This window comes from Sphingomonas sp. BK481 (assembly GCF_014194875.1).
Classification (GTDB): Bacteria; Pseudomonadota; Alphaproteobacteria; order Sphingomonadales; family Sphingomonadaceae; genus Sphingomonas; species Sphingomonas aerolata.
On sequence record NZ_JACIAP010000004.1, the window covers coordinates 16,718 to 29,285 of the forward strand.

General features: G+C 66.8%; 15 protein-coding genes. 9 read left to right on the plus strand and 6 right to left on the minus strand.

The window, feature by feature from the left end; genetic code table 11:
* Positions 1–17: 17 nt before the first annotated feature.
* The 3 genes from FHY04_RS09065 to FHY04_RS09075 all read right to left on the minus strand — a co-directional run bounded on the left by FHY04_RS09065 (position 18) and on the right by FHY04_RS09075 (position 3,491).
* A complete protein-coding gene (locus FHY04_RS09065; protein ID WP_183936210.1) occupies positions 18–830 on the minus strand; it encodes a DUF1206 domain-containing protein in 813 nt (270 codons plus the stop codon).
* A 139-nt stretch (positions 831–969) separates the two neighbouring features.
* A complete protein-coding gene (locus tag FHY04_RS09070) occupies positions 970–1,815 on the minus strand; it encodes an EAL domain-containing protein (RefSeq protein WP_311724298.1) in 846 nt (281 codons plus the stop codon).
* Positions 1,816–1,982: 167 nt separating this feature from the next.
* Positions 1,983–3,491 carry a YifB family Mg chelatase-like AAA ATPase gene (locus FHY04_RS09075; RefSeq protein WP_183936211.1) on the minus strand — a complete coding sequence of 503 codons (1,509 nt, stop codon included), beginning with the start codon at positions 3,489–3,491 and terminating at the stop codon, positions 1,983–1,985.
* A 137-nt stretch (positions 3,492–3,628) separates the two neighbouring features.
* On the opposite strand from FHY04_RS09075, the gene FHY04_RS09080 reads away from it, so the two are divergent.
* The 8 genes from FHY04_RS09080 to dapE all read left to right on the plus strand — a co-directional run bounded on the left by FHY04_RS09080 (position 3,629) and on the right by dapE (position 9,292).
* Positions 3,629–3,946, plus strand: coding sequence for a hypothetical protein (locus FHY04_RS09080; RefSeq protein WP_311724300.1), 318 nt, complete (start codon positions 3,629–3,631; stop codon positions 3,944–3,946).
* Between the two features lie 87 nt (positions 3,947–4,033).
* Positions 4,034–4,168 carry a 50S ribosomal protein L34 gene (gene rpmH / locus FHY04_RS09085; RefSeq protein ID WP_031393806.1) on the plus strand — a complete coding sequence of 45 codons (135 nt, stop codon included), beginning with the start codon at positions 4,034–4,036 and terminating at the stop codon, positions 4,166–4,168.
* A gap of 5 nt (positions 4,169–4,173) precedes the next feature.
* Positions 4,174–4,593: a ribonuclease P protein component gene (rnpA, locus tag FHY04_RS09090; protein WP_409349156.1), complete on the plus strand. Its 420-nt coding sequence runs from the start codon at positions 4,174–4,176 to the stop codon at positions 4,591–4,593.
* Between the two features lie 196 nt (positions 4,594–4,789).
* Positions 4,790–5,038: a membrane protein insertion efficiency factor YidD gene (yidD, locus tag FHY04_RS09095; protein WP_159512503.1), complete on the plus strand. Its 249-nt coding sequence runs from the start codon at positions 4,790–4,792 to the stop codon at positions 5,036–5,038.
* On the plus strand, positions 5,035–6,744 hold the full coding sequence (gene yidC / locus FHY04_RS09100; protein ID WP_183936213.1) for a membrane protein insertase YidC: 1,710 nt from the start codon (positions 5,035–5,037) through the stop codon (positions 6,742–6,744). Before yidD ends, yidC begins: the two co-directional genes overlap by 4 nt.
* 26 nt (positions 6,745–6,770) lie before the next feature.
* Positions 6,771–7,433, plus strand: coding sequence for a ribosome biogenesis GTP-binding protein YihA/YsxC (gene yihA, locus FHY04_RS09105; RefSeq protein ID WP_031393803.1), 663 nt, complete (start codon positions 6,771–6,773; stop codon positions 7,431–7,433).
* A gap of 66 nt (positions 7,434–7,499) precedes the next feature.
* Positions 7,500–8,174 (plus strand): glutathione S-transferase, encoded by a 675-nt coding sequence (locus tag FHY04_RS09110; RefSeq protein ID WP_183936214.1) that lies wholly within the window; start codon positions 7,500–7,502, stop codon positions 8,172–8,174.
* On the plus strand, positions 8,171–9,292 hold the full coding sequence (gene dapE / locus FHY04_RS09115; protein WP_183936215.1) for a succinyl-diaminopimelate desuccinylase: 1,122 nt from the start codon (positions 8,171–8,173) through the stop codon (positions 9,290–9,292). The genes FHY04_RS09110 and dapE overlap by 4 nt, the downstream gene beginning before the upstream one ends.
* A 13-nt stretch (positions 9,293–9,305) precedes the next feature.
* On the opposite strand, the gene FHY04_RS09120 is transcribed toward dapE, so the two are convergent.
* The 3 genes from FHY04_RS09120 to FHY04_RS09130 are packed head-to-tail and all read right to left on the minus strand — an operon-like array spanning position 9,306 to position 11,864.
* A complete protein-coding gene (locus tag FHY04_RS09120; protein WP_183936216.1) occupies positions 9,306–9,875 on the minus strand; it encodes a Smr/MutS family protein in 570 nt (189 codons plus the stop codon).
* Positions 9,850–11,220, minus strand: a complete 1,371-nt coding sequence (locus FHY04_RS09125) for an MltA domain-containing protein (RefSeq protein WP_311724308.1) — start codon at positions 11,218–11,220, stop codon at positions 9,850–9,852. The genes FHY04_RS09120 and FHY04_RS09125 overlap by 26 nt, the downstream gene beginning before the upstream one ends.
* On the minus strand, positions 11,217–11,864 hold the full coding sequence (locus tag FHY04_RS09130; protein WP_183936217.1) for a Tim44/TimA family putative adaptor protein: 648 nt from the start codon (positions 11,862–11,864) through the stop codon (positions 11,217–11,219). The genes FHY04_RS09125 and FHY04_RS09130 overlap by 4 nt, the downstream gene beginning before the upstream one ends.
* Before the next feature lie 184 nt (positions 11,865–12,048).
* On the opposite strand from FHY04_RS09130, the gene secB reads away from it, so the two are divergent.
* Positions 12,049–12,558, plus strand: a complete 510-nt coding sequence (gene secB, locus FHY04_RS09135; protein WP_031394740.1) for a protein-export chaperone SecB — start codon at positions 12,049–12,051, stop codon at positions 12,556–12,558.
* The last annotated feature ends 10 nt before the right edge of the window (positions 12,559–12,568 follow it).

Sequence of the window (12,568 nt, forward strand, 5' to 3'; positions counted from 1 at the left end):
GCCTTAGGCTGCGACGTTCAACCAGGCAGACGAACCTGAACGCGGCGAAAGCGCGCTTCGACAAAGCTGTAGACGCCGAACAGTCCCAGCCCGACGCCCGTCGCGGCCAACAGCCATTTGCCCCCCGGTTGGTCCTGCAGCATCGCCAGCGCGTCGGCCATGCCGCCGGCTTCGGTGGCATGCGCATTCCATGCCGCGACCGCGAAGAAGCCGGCAATTATGGTGAAGACGACCGCGCGCGCGCTATAGCCCAGCCGCCCCATCGTGCAGACATAGGAAGGCAGCGAGCCGTCATTGTGCAGGTCCTTGACGAAATCGCCCTTCCAAGCCTTCTTCGCCTGCATCACAGCCGCGGTGAGGATACCGATTGCGACTACGGCAACCAGCACGCGGCCGAACGGCACCGAAAGCAGCCAGCCTGTCCAGTCGCGGGCGCTCTCGTCACCCGGGGACTGCCCGCCACCGCCCGTCCTTGGTTGCCAGGCGAGACGTGCCGCACTCCAGGCAAGGATGAGGTGGGCGATCCCGCTGACGACGTGCCCGATCCGGGTCAGGGCGCCCTTCGCGTCGCGCATGATCTGCTCCGGATCGGCGATCGCTTCGGTCAGCCGCCACACCGCATAGCCGAGCAGACCCGCGGCAATGACGGCCAGCAGGACGGCACCGAGCTGCTCGTCCGCTAGCGATCCAATCGCACCCTGATTGTCGGCGATCGTCCCGCCGCGCATTGCGGCATCGACCGCAAACCAGGCCACTAGGCAATAAACCAGCCCGCGCGCGGCGAACCCAAGACGTGCGAGTTGCGTCGCACGGACATCCGAGATGGTCACCGCAAATCCCCCTGGATCATATTGATCGTTACGCCGGCTAAACCCGCCGTGCGCAGCGACGTTCCGCCGGCGGTCACGACATCGCCGCGGCGACGCGGATCGGCGCAGCCCGGTACCGCGCCCGGGCCGCACCGGACCGTCAGGCGTGGACCACCTCTGCGGCGTCCGCGAAGGGGACCGGAAGGCGCGCAATCGCGGGACGCGCGATCAGGTAGCCCTGGCACAACCGTACCCCGAGCGCGCGCAACGCCGCCAGTTCGCCCGAAGTCTCGATCCCCTCGGCGATCGGGATGATGCCAAGTTCGTCGCACAACGCGATGACCGCGGCGACGATCGACCGCTTCACGGCGGACCCGTCGATCCCGCGGACCAGTGCCATGTCGATTTTGATGACATCGGGATTAAGTTCGGCGAGCAGCCCCAGCCCCGCATAGCCCGCGCCGAAATCGTCGATCGCGGTCACGAACCCTTGCGCACGGTACGCCTCGATGATCCGCCGTACATGCGGCACGTCGCGCATGCGCTCGTTCTCGGTGAATTCGAACATCAGGTTGCGCTTGTCGAAGCCGACCCGCGCCGCGGCCCCTAGCGTCGCCCGGATACAGGCATTGGGTTCATAGACCGCGTTCGGCATGAAATTGATCGACAGCTTCACGTCCTCGCCCGGCGTGAACAGCGCGCCAGCCATCTCCACCGCGCGCACACGGCAAGCCTGATCGAACCCGTAGATCATGTCCCCCGACACCCTGTCGAGGATCGCCCCCGCGCCCGCACCGTCGGTGCCGCGAACCAGCGCTTCATAGGCCCAGACCCGCTCCGTCGCGATGTTGACGATCGGCTGGAACGCCATCGTGAAATCGAACGGGAGCACGCTGCCGGTGCCACAGGCACCGCACGTCACACGGGTCGCCGTCTCGACTGGTGCGATCGCGTCTGCTGGAGCGCGGGCTGCAGCCCGGAATGGGGCGGGGTCGATAAATGTCACTGTCGCTCCTTACCGCGCTCTATCGGGGCCGGACGGGCATAAGGACCGGCGCGACGCCACCTCACTCCAAACTCGGTGAGGTCATTGTTAATCTACAACAATTAACAGAGTGAGTAGTACTAGCTTATTATCATAGATCAAGTATCTTGTAGACGTGAAAACATGCGTCAATTGGTTGGCGGACGGCGGCGATAGCTCAGCGCTTCGGCGACATGGATACGCGCTACGTGATCGGCGCCGGCCAGATCCGCGATCGTCCGCGCGACGCGCAGTATCCGGGTATAACCCCGCGCGGTCAGCCGCATCGCCTCCGCCGCCTGCACGAGCAGACGCTGTCCTGGCGGATCGGGGGTAGCGACCGATTCGAGCAACGGACCGTCCGCCTCGGCATTCGTCCGCACGGGATGATCACGATAGCGCTCCGTCTGCACCCTGCGGGCGGCGGCCACTCGCACTGCCACCGCTGCCGATCCCTCGCCGGCCTGGGGCAGGACGAGATCCGCCGCCGTGACCGCTGCCACGTCGATGTGCAGGTCGATTCGGTCGAGCAGCGGCCCGGACACCCTGGCCTGATAGTCCGCGGCGCAGCGCGGTGCCCGCGCACAGGCAAGGCCGGCATCGCCGAGATGACCGCAACGACACGGATTCATCGCCGCGATCAGTTGGACGCGCGCGGGGAAGGTCACATGCGCATTGGCGCGCGCGACGCTGATCGTTCCCGTCTCGAGCGGCTGGCGCAGCGAATCGAGCACCGCCCGCTGGAATTCGGGCAATTCGTCGAGGAACAGCACACCCAGATGCGCCAGACTAACCTCCCCGGGCTTCACCTTCAGGCCTCCCCCGGTCAGCGCGGCCATCGACGCCGAGTGATGCGGGCTGCGGAACGGCCGGGTCCGGGTCAGCCGCCCCCCCGACAGCATGCCCGCGACCGACTGGACCATCGACACTTCGAGCGCCTCGGCGGGGTCGAGCGGCGGCAGGATCCCCGGCAGGCACGCCGCCATCAGCGATTTGCCCGACCCCGGCGGACCACACATCAATAGATTATGCCCACCCGCCGCAGCGACCTCCAGCGCACGCTTGGCGGTCTCCTGCCCGCGAACCTGCGCAAGGTCAGGCCCGGCCGGCGCGACATCGACCTCGCCAGGCTGGGGCGCGCGCAGCAGGCCATGGCCTTTGAAATGGTTGATCAGCGCGAGCAGGTCGGGGGCGGCGACCACCTCGATCGACCCGGCCCAGGCCGCTTCCGATCCTTGCGAGGCCGGGCAGATCAGCCCCTTACCCTCGTTCGACGCATGCAGCGCGGCGAGCAGGACACCGGGCGACGCGGTGATCCGCGCATCGAGGCCGAGCTCGCCGACGACGACATAATCGGCGAGCATTTCCGCATCGATCACCCCCATCGCCGCCAGCAATGCGAGCGCGAAAGGAAGATCGAAATGCGATCCTTCTTTTGGCAGATCGGCCGGCGACAGGTTCACCGCGATCCGTTTCGGCGGCAATGCCAGCCCCATCCCCGCGATCGCGCCGCGGACCCGCTCGCGGCTTTCGCCGACCGCCTTGTCCGCCAGCCCGACGAGGTTGAACGCAGGAAGTCCCGGAATCAGCTGAACTTGTACTTCGACGGCGCGCGCTTCCAGCCCGAGATACGCCACCGTCGACACGATCGCCGCCATGAAAATCCCCCGCCGCGTCGCTCGTCATGGCGGATCGCCACCGTCACGCCCTATTCATACCGGATTTGACCATTGGGCAATGGCGAGCGGCACGGTGCCGTCTTGCCAACCTAACACACCGGTCCCAAATGCCTCGCGTGAACGCCGTCCGCTCCTCGACCTATCGTCTCGTCCAGCTGCTGTGCGGCGGGATGATGATCCTCACCGCGCCCCTGCTGACACCGGTGCCCGGACCGGCGGGCGTCTTCGTGTTCGCCGGCGGCATGGTCCTGGTGCTGCGCAACTCGCCACGGGCACGGCGACGCTGGGGCCGGCTCAAGCGCCGCTGGCCGCGGGGCGGCCATTTCGTCGACCGGATGATGCGCCGCCGCAGCGCGTTGCGACGGCACGCGCGCGATCGTGCCGCCGCGGTTTCGCAGCGAGGCGATTCAGCGAAGACGCAGCGGGTGAATTGACTTGTCCCCCTAGTTTGCCTAAGCGCCCACCCATCAAGGCCGTCCCCGTGGCGGCCGTTTTCTATTTGATGACCTAGGGAATGACCAATGAAGCGGACCTTTCAGCCGAGCAACCTGGTACGTGCACGCCGTCACGGCTTCCGCGCACGGATGGCCACGGTCGGCGGCCGGGCAGTGATCCACGCCCGCCGCGCCCGCGGTCGCAAGAAGCTGTCGGCCTAACCGTCGTGGCCGGCGATGCCGGCCTGACGATCATGTCGAAACGCCGCGATTTTCTCGCGGCGAATTCGGGGAAGCGCGCACCGATGCCGGGATTCGTCCTGCTCATGCGCCCCCGCGATGACGGTGACGAGACGATGCGAATCGGCTTCACCGTCACCAAGAAGATCGGCAACGCCGTTGTCCGTAACCGCATGAAACGGCGGTTGCGGGCTTTGACGCGTGAGCTGTTGGCGGAGCGCGGTGTCGCGGGCGCTGATCATGTACTGATCGGCCGCAATGGCGGCATCGAGCGCGACTATGCGCTGTTGCGAACCGAGCTCGGCAAGGCTTTCCGCAAGGTCACGCCGCCAGCAGCAGCAGCGGCTGCTTTAGCGGATACCACCACCCCGGCGAAGGCCGGGGCCCAGGTGGGAAAGCCCACTTAATGCACCGCGGCCACTCGTCACTAGCTTCCCCCAACTGGGCCCCGGCCTACGCCGGGGTGGTCCGCGGTTTGGAGTGGCGCGGTGCCGAAGGCGCGATCTTGCCCCGCTTCTTGGTCCCCCGCGAACGCGGGAGTCCAGTCTGGATTCCCGCATTCGCGGGGAAACAGTTTTGGGGTGCACTGGTCCCGGCCGCATCGTGCTAGCCCGCATCCTCATCCTCGTCGCGCGCGGCTGGCAACTCGGTCCTTCACTGGTCCTGCCGTCGAGCTGTCGCTACGATCCTTCCTGTTCCGCCTATGCAATCGAGGCCGTTGGGCGCTATGGCGCGCGCAAGGGGGGCTGGTTGGCGGCGAAGCGCATCGCGCGCTGCCATCCGTGGGGCGGGTACGGACCCGACCCAGTCCCAGAGCTGAAGCCTGAGAAATTGAAAGACGCCGCCCTGTGAAAGACGACAAGCAGAATTTCGTGCTGTTCGCGGTTATCGCGGCGCTCATCCTGTTCGGATGGCCGATGATCCAGGGCAAGTTCTTCCCAACGGCCAATCCACCGGTGACGAAAATCGAAGGCGGCAAGACCAAGCCCGTCGCGAACCCCGCCGCCGATCCGGCCGCCGATGGTGCCGCCGCAGTGCGCGATCGCGCCGCGGTCATCGCCGAGACGCCGCGCGTCCGTATCGAAACCCCGCGGGTGTCCGGCTCGATCAACCTGAAGGGTGCGCGGATCGATGATCTCGTTCTCAAGGGCTATGACGAGACCGTCGCGAAGGATTCTCCGCCGATCCGTCTGCTTTCACCGGCCGGTGCACCCGACGCCTATTTCGCGAGCTTCGGCTGGCGCGCGCAGGGGCTTGCTCCGCCTGCCGCTGACGCCGTCTGGACCGCGTCGGGCGCGACGACACTGACGCCCACGACTCCGGTTACGCTCGATGCGACCAACGCCACGGGCCAGCGCTTCCGCATCCAGATCGCGGTCGACGGCGATTACATGTTCACGGTCCGCCAGACCGTGCTCAACGCTGGCGCCGCGCCCGTCCCCGTTGCCACCTATGGCCTCGTCAACCGTGTCGGCATCTCCAAGGATCCGTCGTCGATGACGATCCATGTCGGGCCGATGTCGGTCGACAATGGCGGCGCGCATTACCGGCCGAACTATGACGACATCGACGAGGCTCCGCAGAAGTTCACGACCACCGGCGGCTGGCTCGGCTTCACCGACAAATACTGGCTGACCGCGCTCGTTCCCGACCAGGGCCAGGCGTTTGACGGCCAGTTCCGCGCGGGCGCCAACAAGGCCTATCAGGCAGACTATGCGCTGCAGCCCAAGCTCGTCGCCCCCGGCCAGGCGGTGACCCAGACGTCGCGCTTCTTTGCGGGCGCGAAGGAGGTCCGGCTGCTCGATCGCTATACCGATCAGGCGGGCGGCGTCGCCAAGCTCGATTATGCAATCGACTGGGGCTGGTTCCGGATCGTCGAGAAACCGATCTTCTATTATCTCGACTGGCTGTACCGCACGGTCGGTAATTTCGGCGTCGCGATCATCCTGCTGACGGTGACGATCCGCGGCCTGCTCTTCCCGATCGCACAGCGCCAGTTCAAGTCGATGGCCGCAATGCGGGCTGTCCAGCCCAAGACCAAGGCGCTGCAGGAGAAGTACAAGGACGACAAGGTCCGCATGCAGCAGGAGGTCATGGCGCTGTACAAGGCCGAGAAGGTCAACCCGCTCGCGGGTTGCGCGCCGACGCTGCTGCAGATCCCGATCATGTACGCGCTGTACAAGGTGCTGATGCTGACGATTGAAATGCGTCACCAGCCGTTCGTCGCGTGGATCAAGGATCTGTCCGCGCCCGACCCGCTGACGCCGCTCAACCTTTTCGGTCTGCTGCCGTTCACCCCGCCACACATGATCGCGATCGGCATCGTCCCGATCATTCTCGGCATCAGCATGTACTTCCAGTTCAAGCTGAACCCGACGCCGATGGACGACACGCAGAAGCAGGTCTTCAAGCTGCTGCCATGGGTGCTGATGTTTGTGATGGCGCCGTTCGCCGTCGGTCTTCAGGTCTACTGGATTACGTCGAACTGCCTGACGATCCTTCAGCAGAAGCTCCTCTACGCCCGACATCCGGGCCTGCAAGCACCGGTGACCAAGTGAACGACCTTCCGAATGCCGGCCCGAATCTGGGTCCCGACCTCGAGCAGACCGACGCGCCGTTCACCGCGGAGCAGCTCGAGCATGCGCGCAAGCTGTTCGCCGGCCATGTCGGCTTCCTGAAATCGGCACCGACGCTCGAATTCCTGCCCGATGCGTCGGTGCCGGAGGTAGCGTTTGCCGGGCGGTCGAACGTCGGCAAGTCGTCATTGCTCAATGCGCTGACCGGGCGCAATTCGATGGCGCGTACGTCGAACACGCCCGGACGCACGCAGGAACTGAACTTCTTCGAGGTCGGCGCGCCGCTCGCCTTCCGCCTCGTCGACATGCCCGGCTACGGCTTTGCCAAGGCGCCCAAGGATGTCGTCAAGAAGTGGCGCTTCCTGATCAACGACTTCCTTCGCGGCCGCGACGTGCTCAAGCGCGCGCTCGTGCTGATCGACTCGCGTCACGGCATCAAGGACGTCGACCGCGAGATCCTCGAGATGCTTGACAAGGCTGCAGTCAGCTATCGCATGGTGCTGACCAAGGCGGACAAGATCAAGGCGTCGGAACTCGTCGAGGTCACCGAACGCACGGCCGTCGAGGCCCGCAAGCGTCCCGCCGCGCATCCCGACATCCTCGTGACGTCGAGTGAATACGGCATGGGCATCCCCGAACTGCGCGCGGCGGTCGTCGAAGCGGTTAGCTGACCCCCGTGCATCCGGTGAGGGCGGCAGAGATTGCTCTCGCCGCTCCCGCCCGCTAGTCCACGGGACATGAAACTCGTCATTGGCAACAAGGCCTATTCGTCCTGGTCGCTTCGCGGCTGGCTCGCCTGCAAGCAGTCCGGGCTGCCCTTCGACGAGGTCGTCGTCCCGCTCTACGATGCGGCATGGGAAAAGCGGCGCCAGGGCGATGAGTTCGCCCCCTCGTCGGGCAAGGTGCCGATCCTCTGGGATGGCGAGGCGGTCGTATGGGACAGCCTGGCGATCGTCGACTATCTCGCCGACAAGGTGGGTCGCGACCGCTTCTGGCCCGAAGACGAAGCGGCCCGCGCCATGGCCCGCTCGATGGCGGCCGAAATGCATTCGAGCTTCGCCGCGCTGCGCAAGAAGCACAGCATGAACGTCCGTCAGATCTTCCCGGCGCAGCGCCCCGACGACGATGTCCTGGTCGATCTTCAGAGGATCATGGAGCTCTGGGCACAGGCGCGTGCGCGCTTTGGGGGCGGCGGCGATTTCCTGTTCGGTACGTTCGGCGCCGCCGACATCATGTACGCGCCCGTCGTCACGCGGATCGTCACCTATCAGCTGCCGATCGCCCGGTTCGCGCAGGGCTATATGCAGGCGATGTTCGATCACCCCTTCATGCAGGACTGGATCGCCGGTGCGCAGGAAGAGGACTGGGTGATCGAACAATATGAGCAGCCGGCACCGAGCGCGCTGCGGTGATCGATCCGCTGGCGCTGGCGCAGGCGCTGCTGGCCGAAGACAGCGTCACGCCAGCGCGGGGCCGCGTGTTCGACGTGCTGGAGGCGGCGCTGACGCCGATCGGCTTTGACGTCGACCGCTTCACGATCGGCGAAGCGCCCGACGGTCCGGTCGAGAACATGCTCGCGGTCCGGACCGGATCGGGGCCACACCTGGCATTTGCGGGGCATCTGGACGTCGTCCCCCCGGGCGAGGGGTGGCAGGGCTCGCCCTGGTCGGCGGAGGTTCGCGACGGCCTGCTCTACGGGCGCGGCGCGGTCGACATGAAGGGCGCGATCGCCGCCTTTGCCGCTGCCGCCAGCCGGACCGACGCGGGCACCGTGTCACTGATCATCACCGGGGACGAGGAAGGTCCTGCCACCTTCGGGACGCGCGCGCTGATCGACCGGATGGCGTCACGGGGCATCCGTCCCGACCAGTGCATCGTCGGCGAGCCGACCTCCACCGCCGCGCTCGGCGACACGATCAAGATCGGCCGGCGCGGCTCGGTCAATATCTGGATCAGCGTCCCCGGGCGGCAGGGTCATGTCGCCTATCCGCATCTCGCCGACAACCCCATCCCACGGCTGGTCGCGATCCTTGCCGAGATCGAAACCGTCGCGCTCGACCAGGGCAATGCGTGGTTCCAGCCGTCGAACATCGAGGTCACCGATATCGCGGTCGGCAATCCCGCGCATAATGTCATCCCGGCCGCGGCGTCGGCGCGGCTCAGCATCCGGTTCAACGACACGCATAGCGGCGACGCGCTCATTGCCCGGATCGGCGCACTTGCGGCTCGGCATGATCCAGCAGCGGTCGTCACCGGTCGCGTGTCGGGTGAATCCTTTCTGACGGAACCCGGGCCGTTGTCGACGCTGATGTCCGACGCGATCACCGCGGTGACGCGCGTCGTCCCAGACCTGTCGACGACGGGCGGCACGTCCGACGCGCGGTTTCTGGCGAAGCTGTGCCCGGTGGTCGAATTCGGGCTGATCAATGCGACGATGCACAAGGTCGACGAGGCGGTTGCGGTCGAAGACCTGTACCGCCTGACCGACATCTATGCCGATGCCATCGTCCGCGCGGTCGAGCGGGGATAGCGCGGGACGGGTATCAGCCCAGGTCGCGGCTGCGACGCAGGATGATGTAGAGCGCCCCTGCCCCGCCATGCCGGGGATGCGCGCCGCGTACCGCGACGATCCCGCCGGCATGACGCGAGATCGACAGCCAGTCGATGACCGCCGCACGGATCGCGCCGCGCGCATGCGGCCGTTCGCTCTCGGGGCGGGGTGGCTTGCCCGTCACCAGCAACAGCACGCGGTCGCCGCGGGCGATCGCGCGGGACAGGCCGGTGTCGAGGATCGCGTGCGCGGAGGCGAGCGTGTGGCCGTGGAGGTCGATCGAGCTGTCGGGACTGACGGCGCCGCGCAGCAGTCGCTTGTCCCAGCCGCCGTCGAGCGTGTTCGCCGGTGACAAGGTTCGTGCCGCCGCCTTCAGCGGCGCAGCGCCGGGTGGGGGCGGCAGCGTTGGCAGGCGGATGCCCTTGGTCGGCTTCACCTTGCGTGTCGTCGCGACGGGCGCGGCTAACGGCACGACCGAGGGCACCGCGCGCATTGGGCGCACGGTCTGCATCACGCGCGCCCAGAGGTGCGCCTCGTCAGGGTTGAGCGGACGACCCGTCATAGCGCGCCCCGTTCGCGGTTGCGGCGTTGAGCCGTGCGGTGGTGCCGATCGGGAGCAGCAGGAACGCGGTGCCGCGTCCCGCCATGCCGCCCGCGGTCGCCTCGGCAGCGGCGCCGGCGCCCCAGAAGGTGTCGAACCGGTTGCTGCCCTTGATCGCGCCACCGGTATCCTGGACGATCCACAGCCCGGTCGCGTCCTGCCGATCGAGCGACAGGATCACGGGCGCGCCGAGCGGCACGAACTTGACGTCCGCCGCCGCGCTCACCTGACCGGTCACGGGATAGCCCATCGCACCCTGTGGCGCGCCGTCGAGTTCGCGGAAGAACACGAAGCTCTTGTTCTCGCGCATGATCGCCTGCCCCTCGACGGGGTGATCGTGGAGCCACCGCACGATGCCCTGCATCGACGTCTGGCCAGGCTGCAACAGCCCGCGCGTCTTCATCAGCGCGCCGATGCCGGTATAGTCGCGGCCGTTCTGCGTGTCGTAGCCGATCCGCAGGATCGACCCGTCGGGCAGGCGAAGCCGCCCCGACCCCTGGATCTGCAGAAAGAAGAGCTCGACCGGATCCTTCGCCCAGGCCAGGATCGGCGCGGTCTCGGCGAGCGCGCCCTGCTCGATCGCGGTGCGGTCATAATAAGGAATGAAGTTCGAGCCCGACACGCGGCCGCGGATCTTCTTACCTTTCAGCGATGTCGAAAACGCGCCGAGATCGACGTCGATAAGATCGCGCGGGCGACCATAGACCGGCGCATAGCCGTCGCGACGTTCGAGCGAGCCGGCGATCTCGGGCTCGTAATAGCCCGTTGCGAAGGCCTTGCCGTCGCCGACCTGGACCGCCTCGAACCACTGGGTGAAGAATGCGCGCGCGCCACCGGGCCCGGTCGCCTGCGCCGCGGCGCAGGCCGGCTGCCAATCGGCACCGCGGGTCAGCCCCGATTGGTCGGAACGACGCTGCAGTCCGGGGCAGCTTGTGACGAAGGCGAGACGTGCAGCCTCGGCCTGCGCATCGCTGATCGGCAGCGTTGCGAGCGACGGCCCCGGTGTTACGCCGGCCGTGACCGCGCTTACCGGGGCGAGCGCACCGGGGAGTGGCGGGGCGACGGGAACAGCCGCCAGCGGAACCGCCCCGACGATGCGGGCGGGTATCTGGATGCCGCGAATGTTGCGAATGTTGTCACTGTTTGGGGCAAATTGACCCCGGGGCGGCTTTCCGGCGGTGGTCGCCGGCGATGCGCTGCCCGGCGAGGACGGGCGGTCGGTCGGTGCCGCGACACCGCCGACGCACCCGCTGAGTGCCAGGGCTAGCGCGAACGAACCGCCAATCCCCCTGATCGCGCGCGTCACGCCTCGTCGGTGTCCGCGAGCTTCCAGTTCGGGCCGGCGCTTTTCAGCGTCCGGACGAACGTCCAGATGTCATGCGTCTCGACCGCGTCGGTCAGTGACCCGGCGATGACTTCGCCCGCCTCGTTGCGCGTGATCGCGGCGATGTCCGCATCGAAGCGCACCGAGATTCGGGCTTCGCGGCCCGAAACCGACGCATCGGCGATCACCGCGCGTTCGATCGTCACCAGACGATTGTCGAGCGTCTCCCCCGCTGCCTCGCGCGCCGCGATCGCCTCGACGAACGCGGTGCGGACATCGTCCTCGGCCAGATCGGCGAGCGTATCGGCATCGCCCTTCCAGAAGGCCTCCAGCGTCATGCGGTAGGCCGCCTGCGCGCCTTCGAGGAACTGGTTGACGTCGAAGCCGGGCTCGACGGCGATGATCGAGCGCAGGCCGGGTTCGGCGCGCGCGTCGATGTTGCGGTTCGCGATCGTCCGCTGTTCGGTGGCCGCATCGATCGTGCGCGGGATCGTGACGGGTATGGACCGCTCCTCTGCCGCACGCGGCAGGGGCTGCTGTTCATGACCGGTCCGCTTTCCGAGCACGCTATAAAGACGCATCGCCAGGAACCCTGCGACCATCGCGAGAAGTACTACGTAAAACAACCGTGCCTCCGATCTTCGTCCCAACATAGGGCAACGGCGTCTCTTTTCAAACCCGCCTAGGATTCAGTGAGATCCGTAGCCGTTGAAACACCCGTCGGGCACTGCTACGCGCACTGCCTCAAGACACGAACGCGCGACCCGTCCGCTTCGGTCCCACCTCATTTATACGAAGGATTCGCAGATCATGGACGACCAGAACGGCATGTCGATCGCGGATCAGCCGCTTGCCAATGGTGCCGACGAAGCGCCCGCCGCCGGCCTGATCTCGCAGTACGTCAAGGATCTCTCGTTCGAGAACCCCAACGCGCCCGCAGTCTATCAGAACCAGACCCCGCCCGCGATCGACGTCCAGTTCAACATCGGCGCGGCGCAGGTCGGCGACGAGGTGCACGAGGTCGTGCTGAAGATCGACGTCCGCGCCGAGACCGACGGCCAGGTCGCCTTCATCGTCGACCTGTCCTTTGCGGGCCTGTTCGGGCTGCGCAACATCCCGGCCGAGCATGTCCAGCCCTTCCTGCTGGGCGAGGCCCCGCGCCTGCTGTTCCCGTTCGCACGCCGCGTGCTGTCGGATGCGGTGCGTGACGGCGGCTTCCCGCCGCTGCTGCTCGAGCCGATCGATTTCGCGCAGCTCTATCTCCAGCAGTCGGAGCAGCAGGGCATCCAGCCGAACGTCGGCGATTTCGGCCAGGCGTGAAGCCCAGACC

Bases quoted from the DNA above. Each gene is read 5' to 3' on its own strand.
- rpmH (WP_031393806.1), top strand. From the start codon at position 4,034: ATGAAGCGGACCTTTCAGCCGAGCAACCTGGTACGTGCACGCCGTCAC.
- FHY04_RS09120 (WP_183936216.1), bottom strand. From the start codon at position 9,875: ATGACGGGTCGTCCGCTCAACCCTGACGAGGCGCACCTCTGGGCGCGC.
- FHY04_RS09075 (WP_183936211.1), bottom strand. From the start codon at position 3,491: ATGGCGGCGATCGTGTCGACGGTGGCGTATCTCGGGCTGGAAGCGCGC.
- secB (WP_031394740.1), top strand. From the start codon at position 12,049: ATGGACGACCAGAACGGCATGTCGATCGCGGATCAGCCGCTTGCCAAT.
- FHY04_RS09110 (WP_183936214.1), top strand. From the start codon at position 7,500: ATGAAACTCGTCATTGGCAACAAGGCCTATTCGTCCTGGTCGCTTCGC.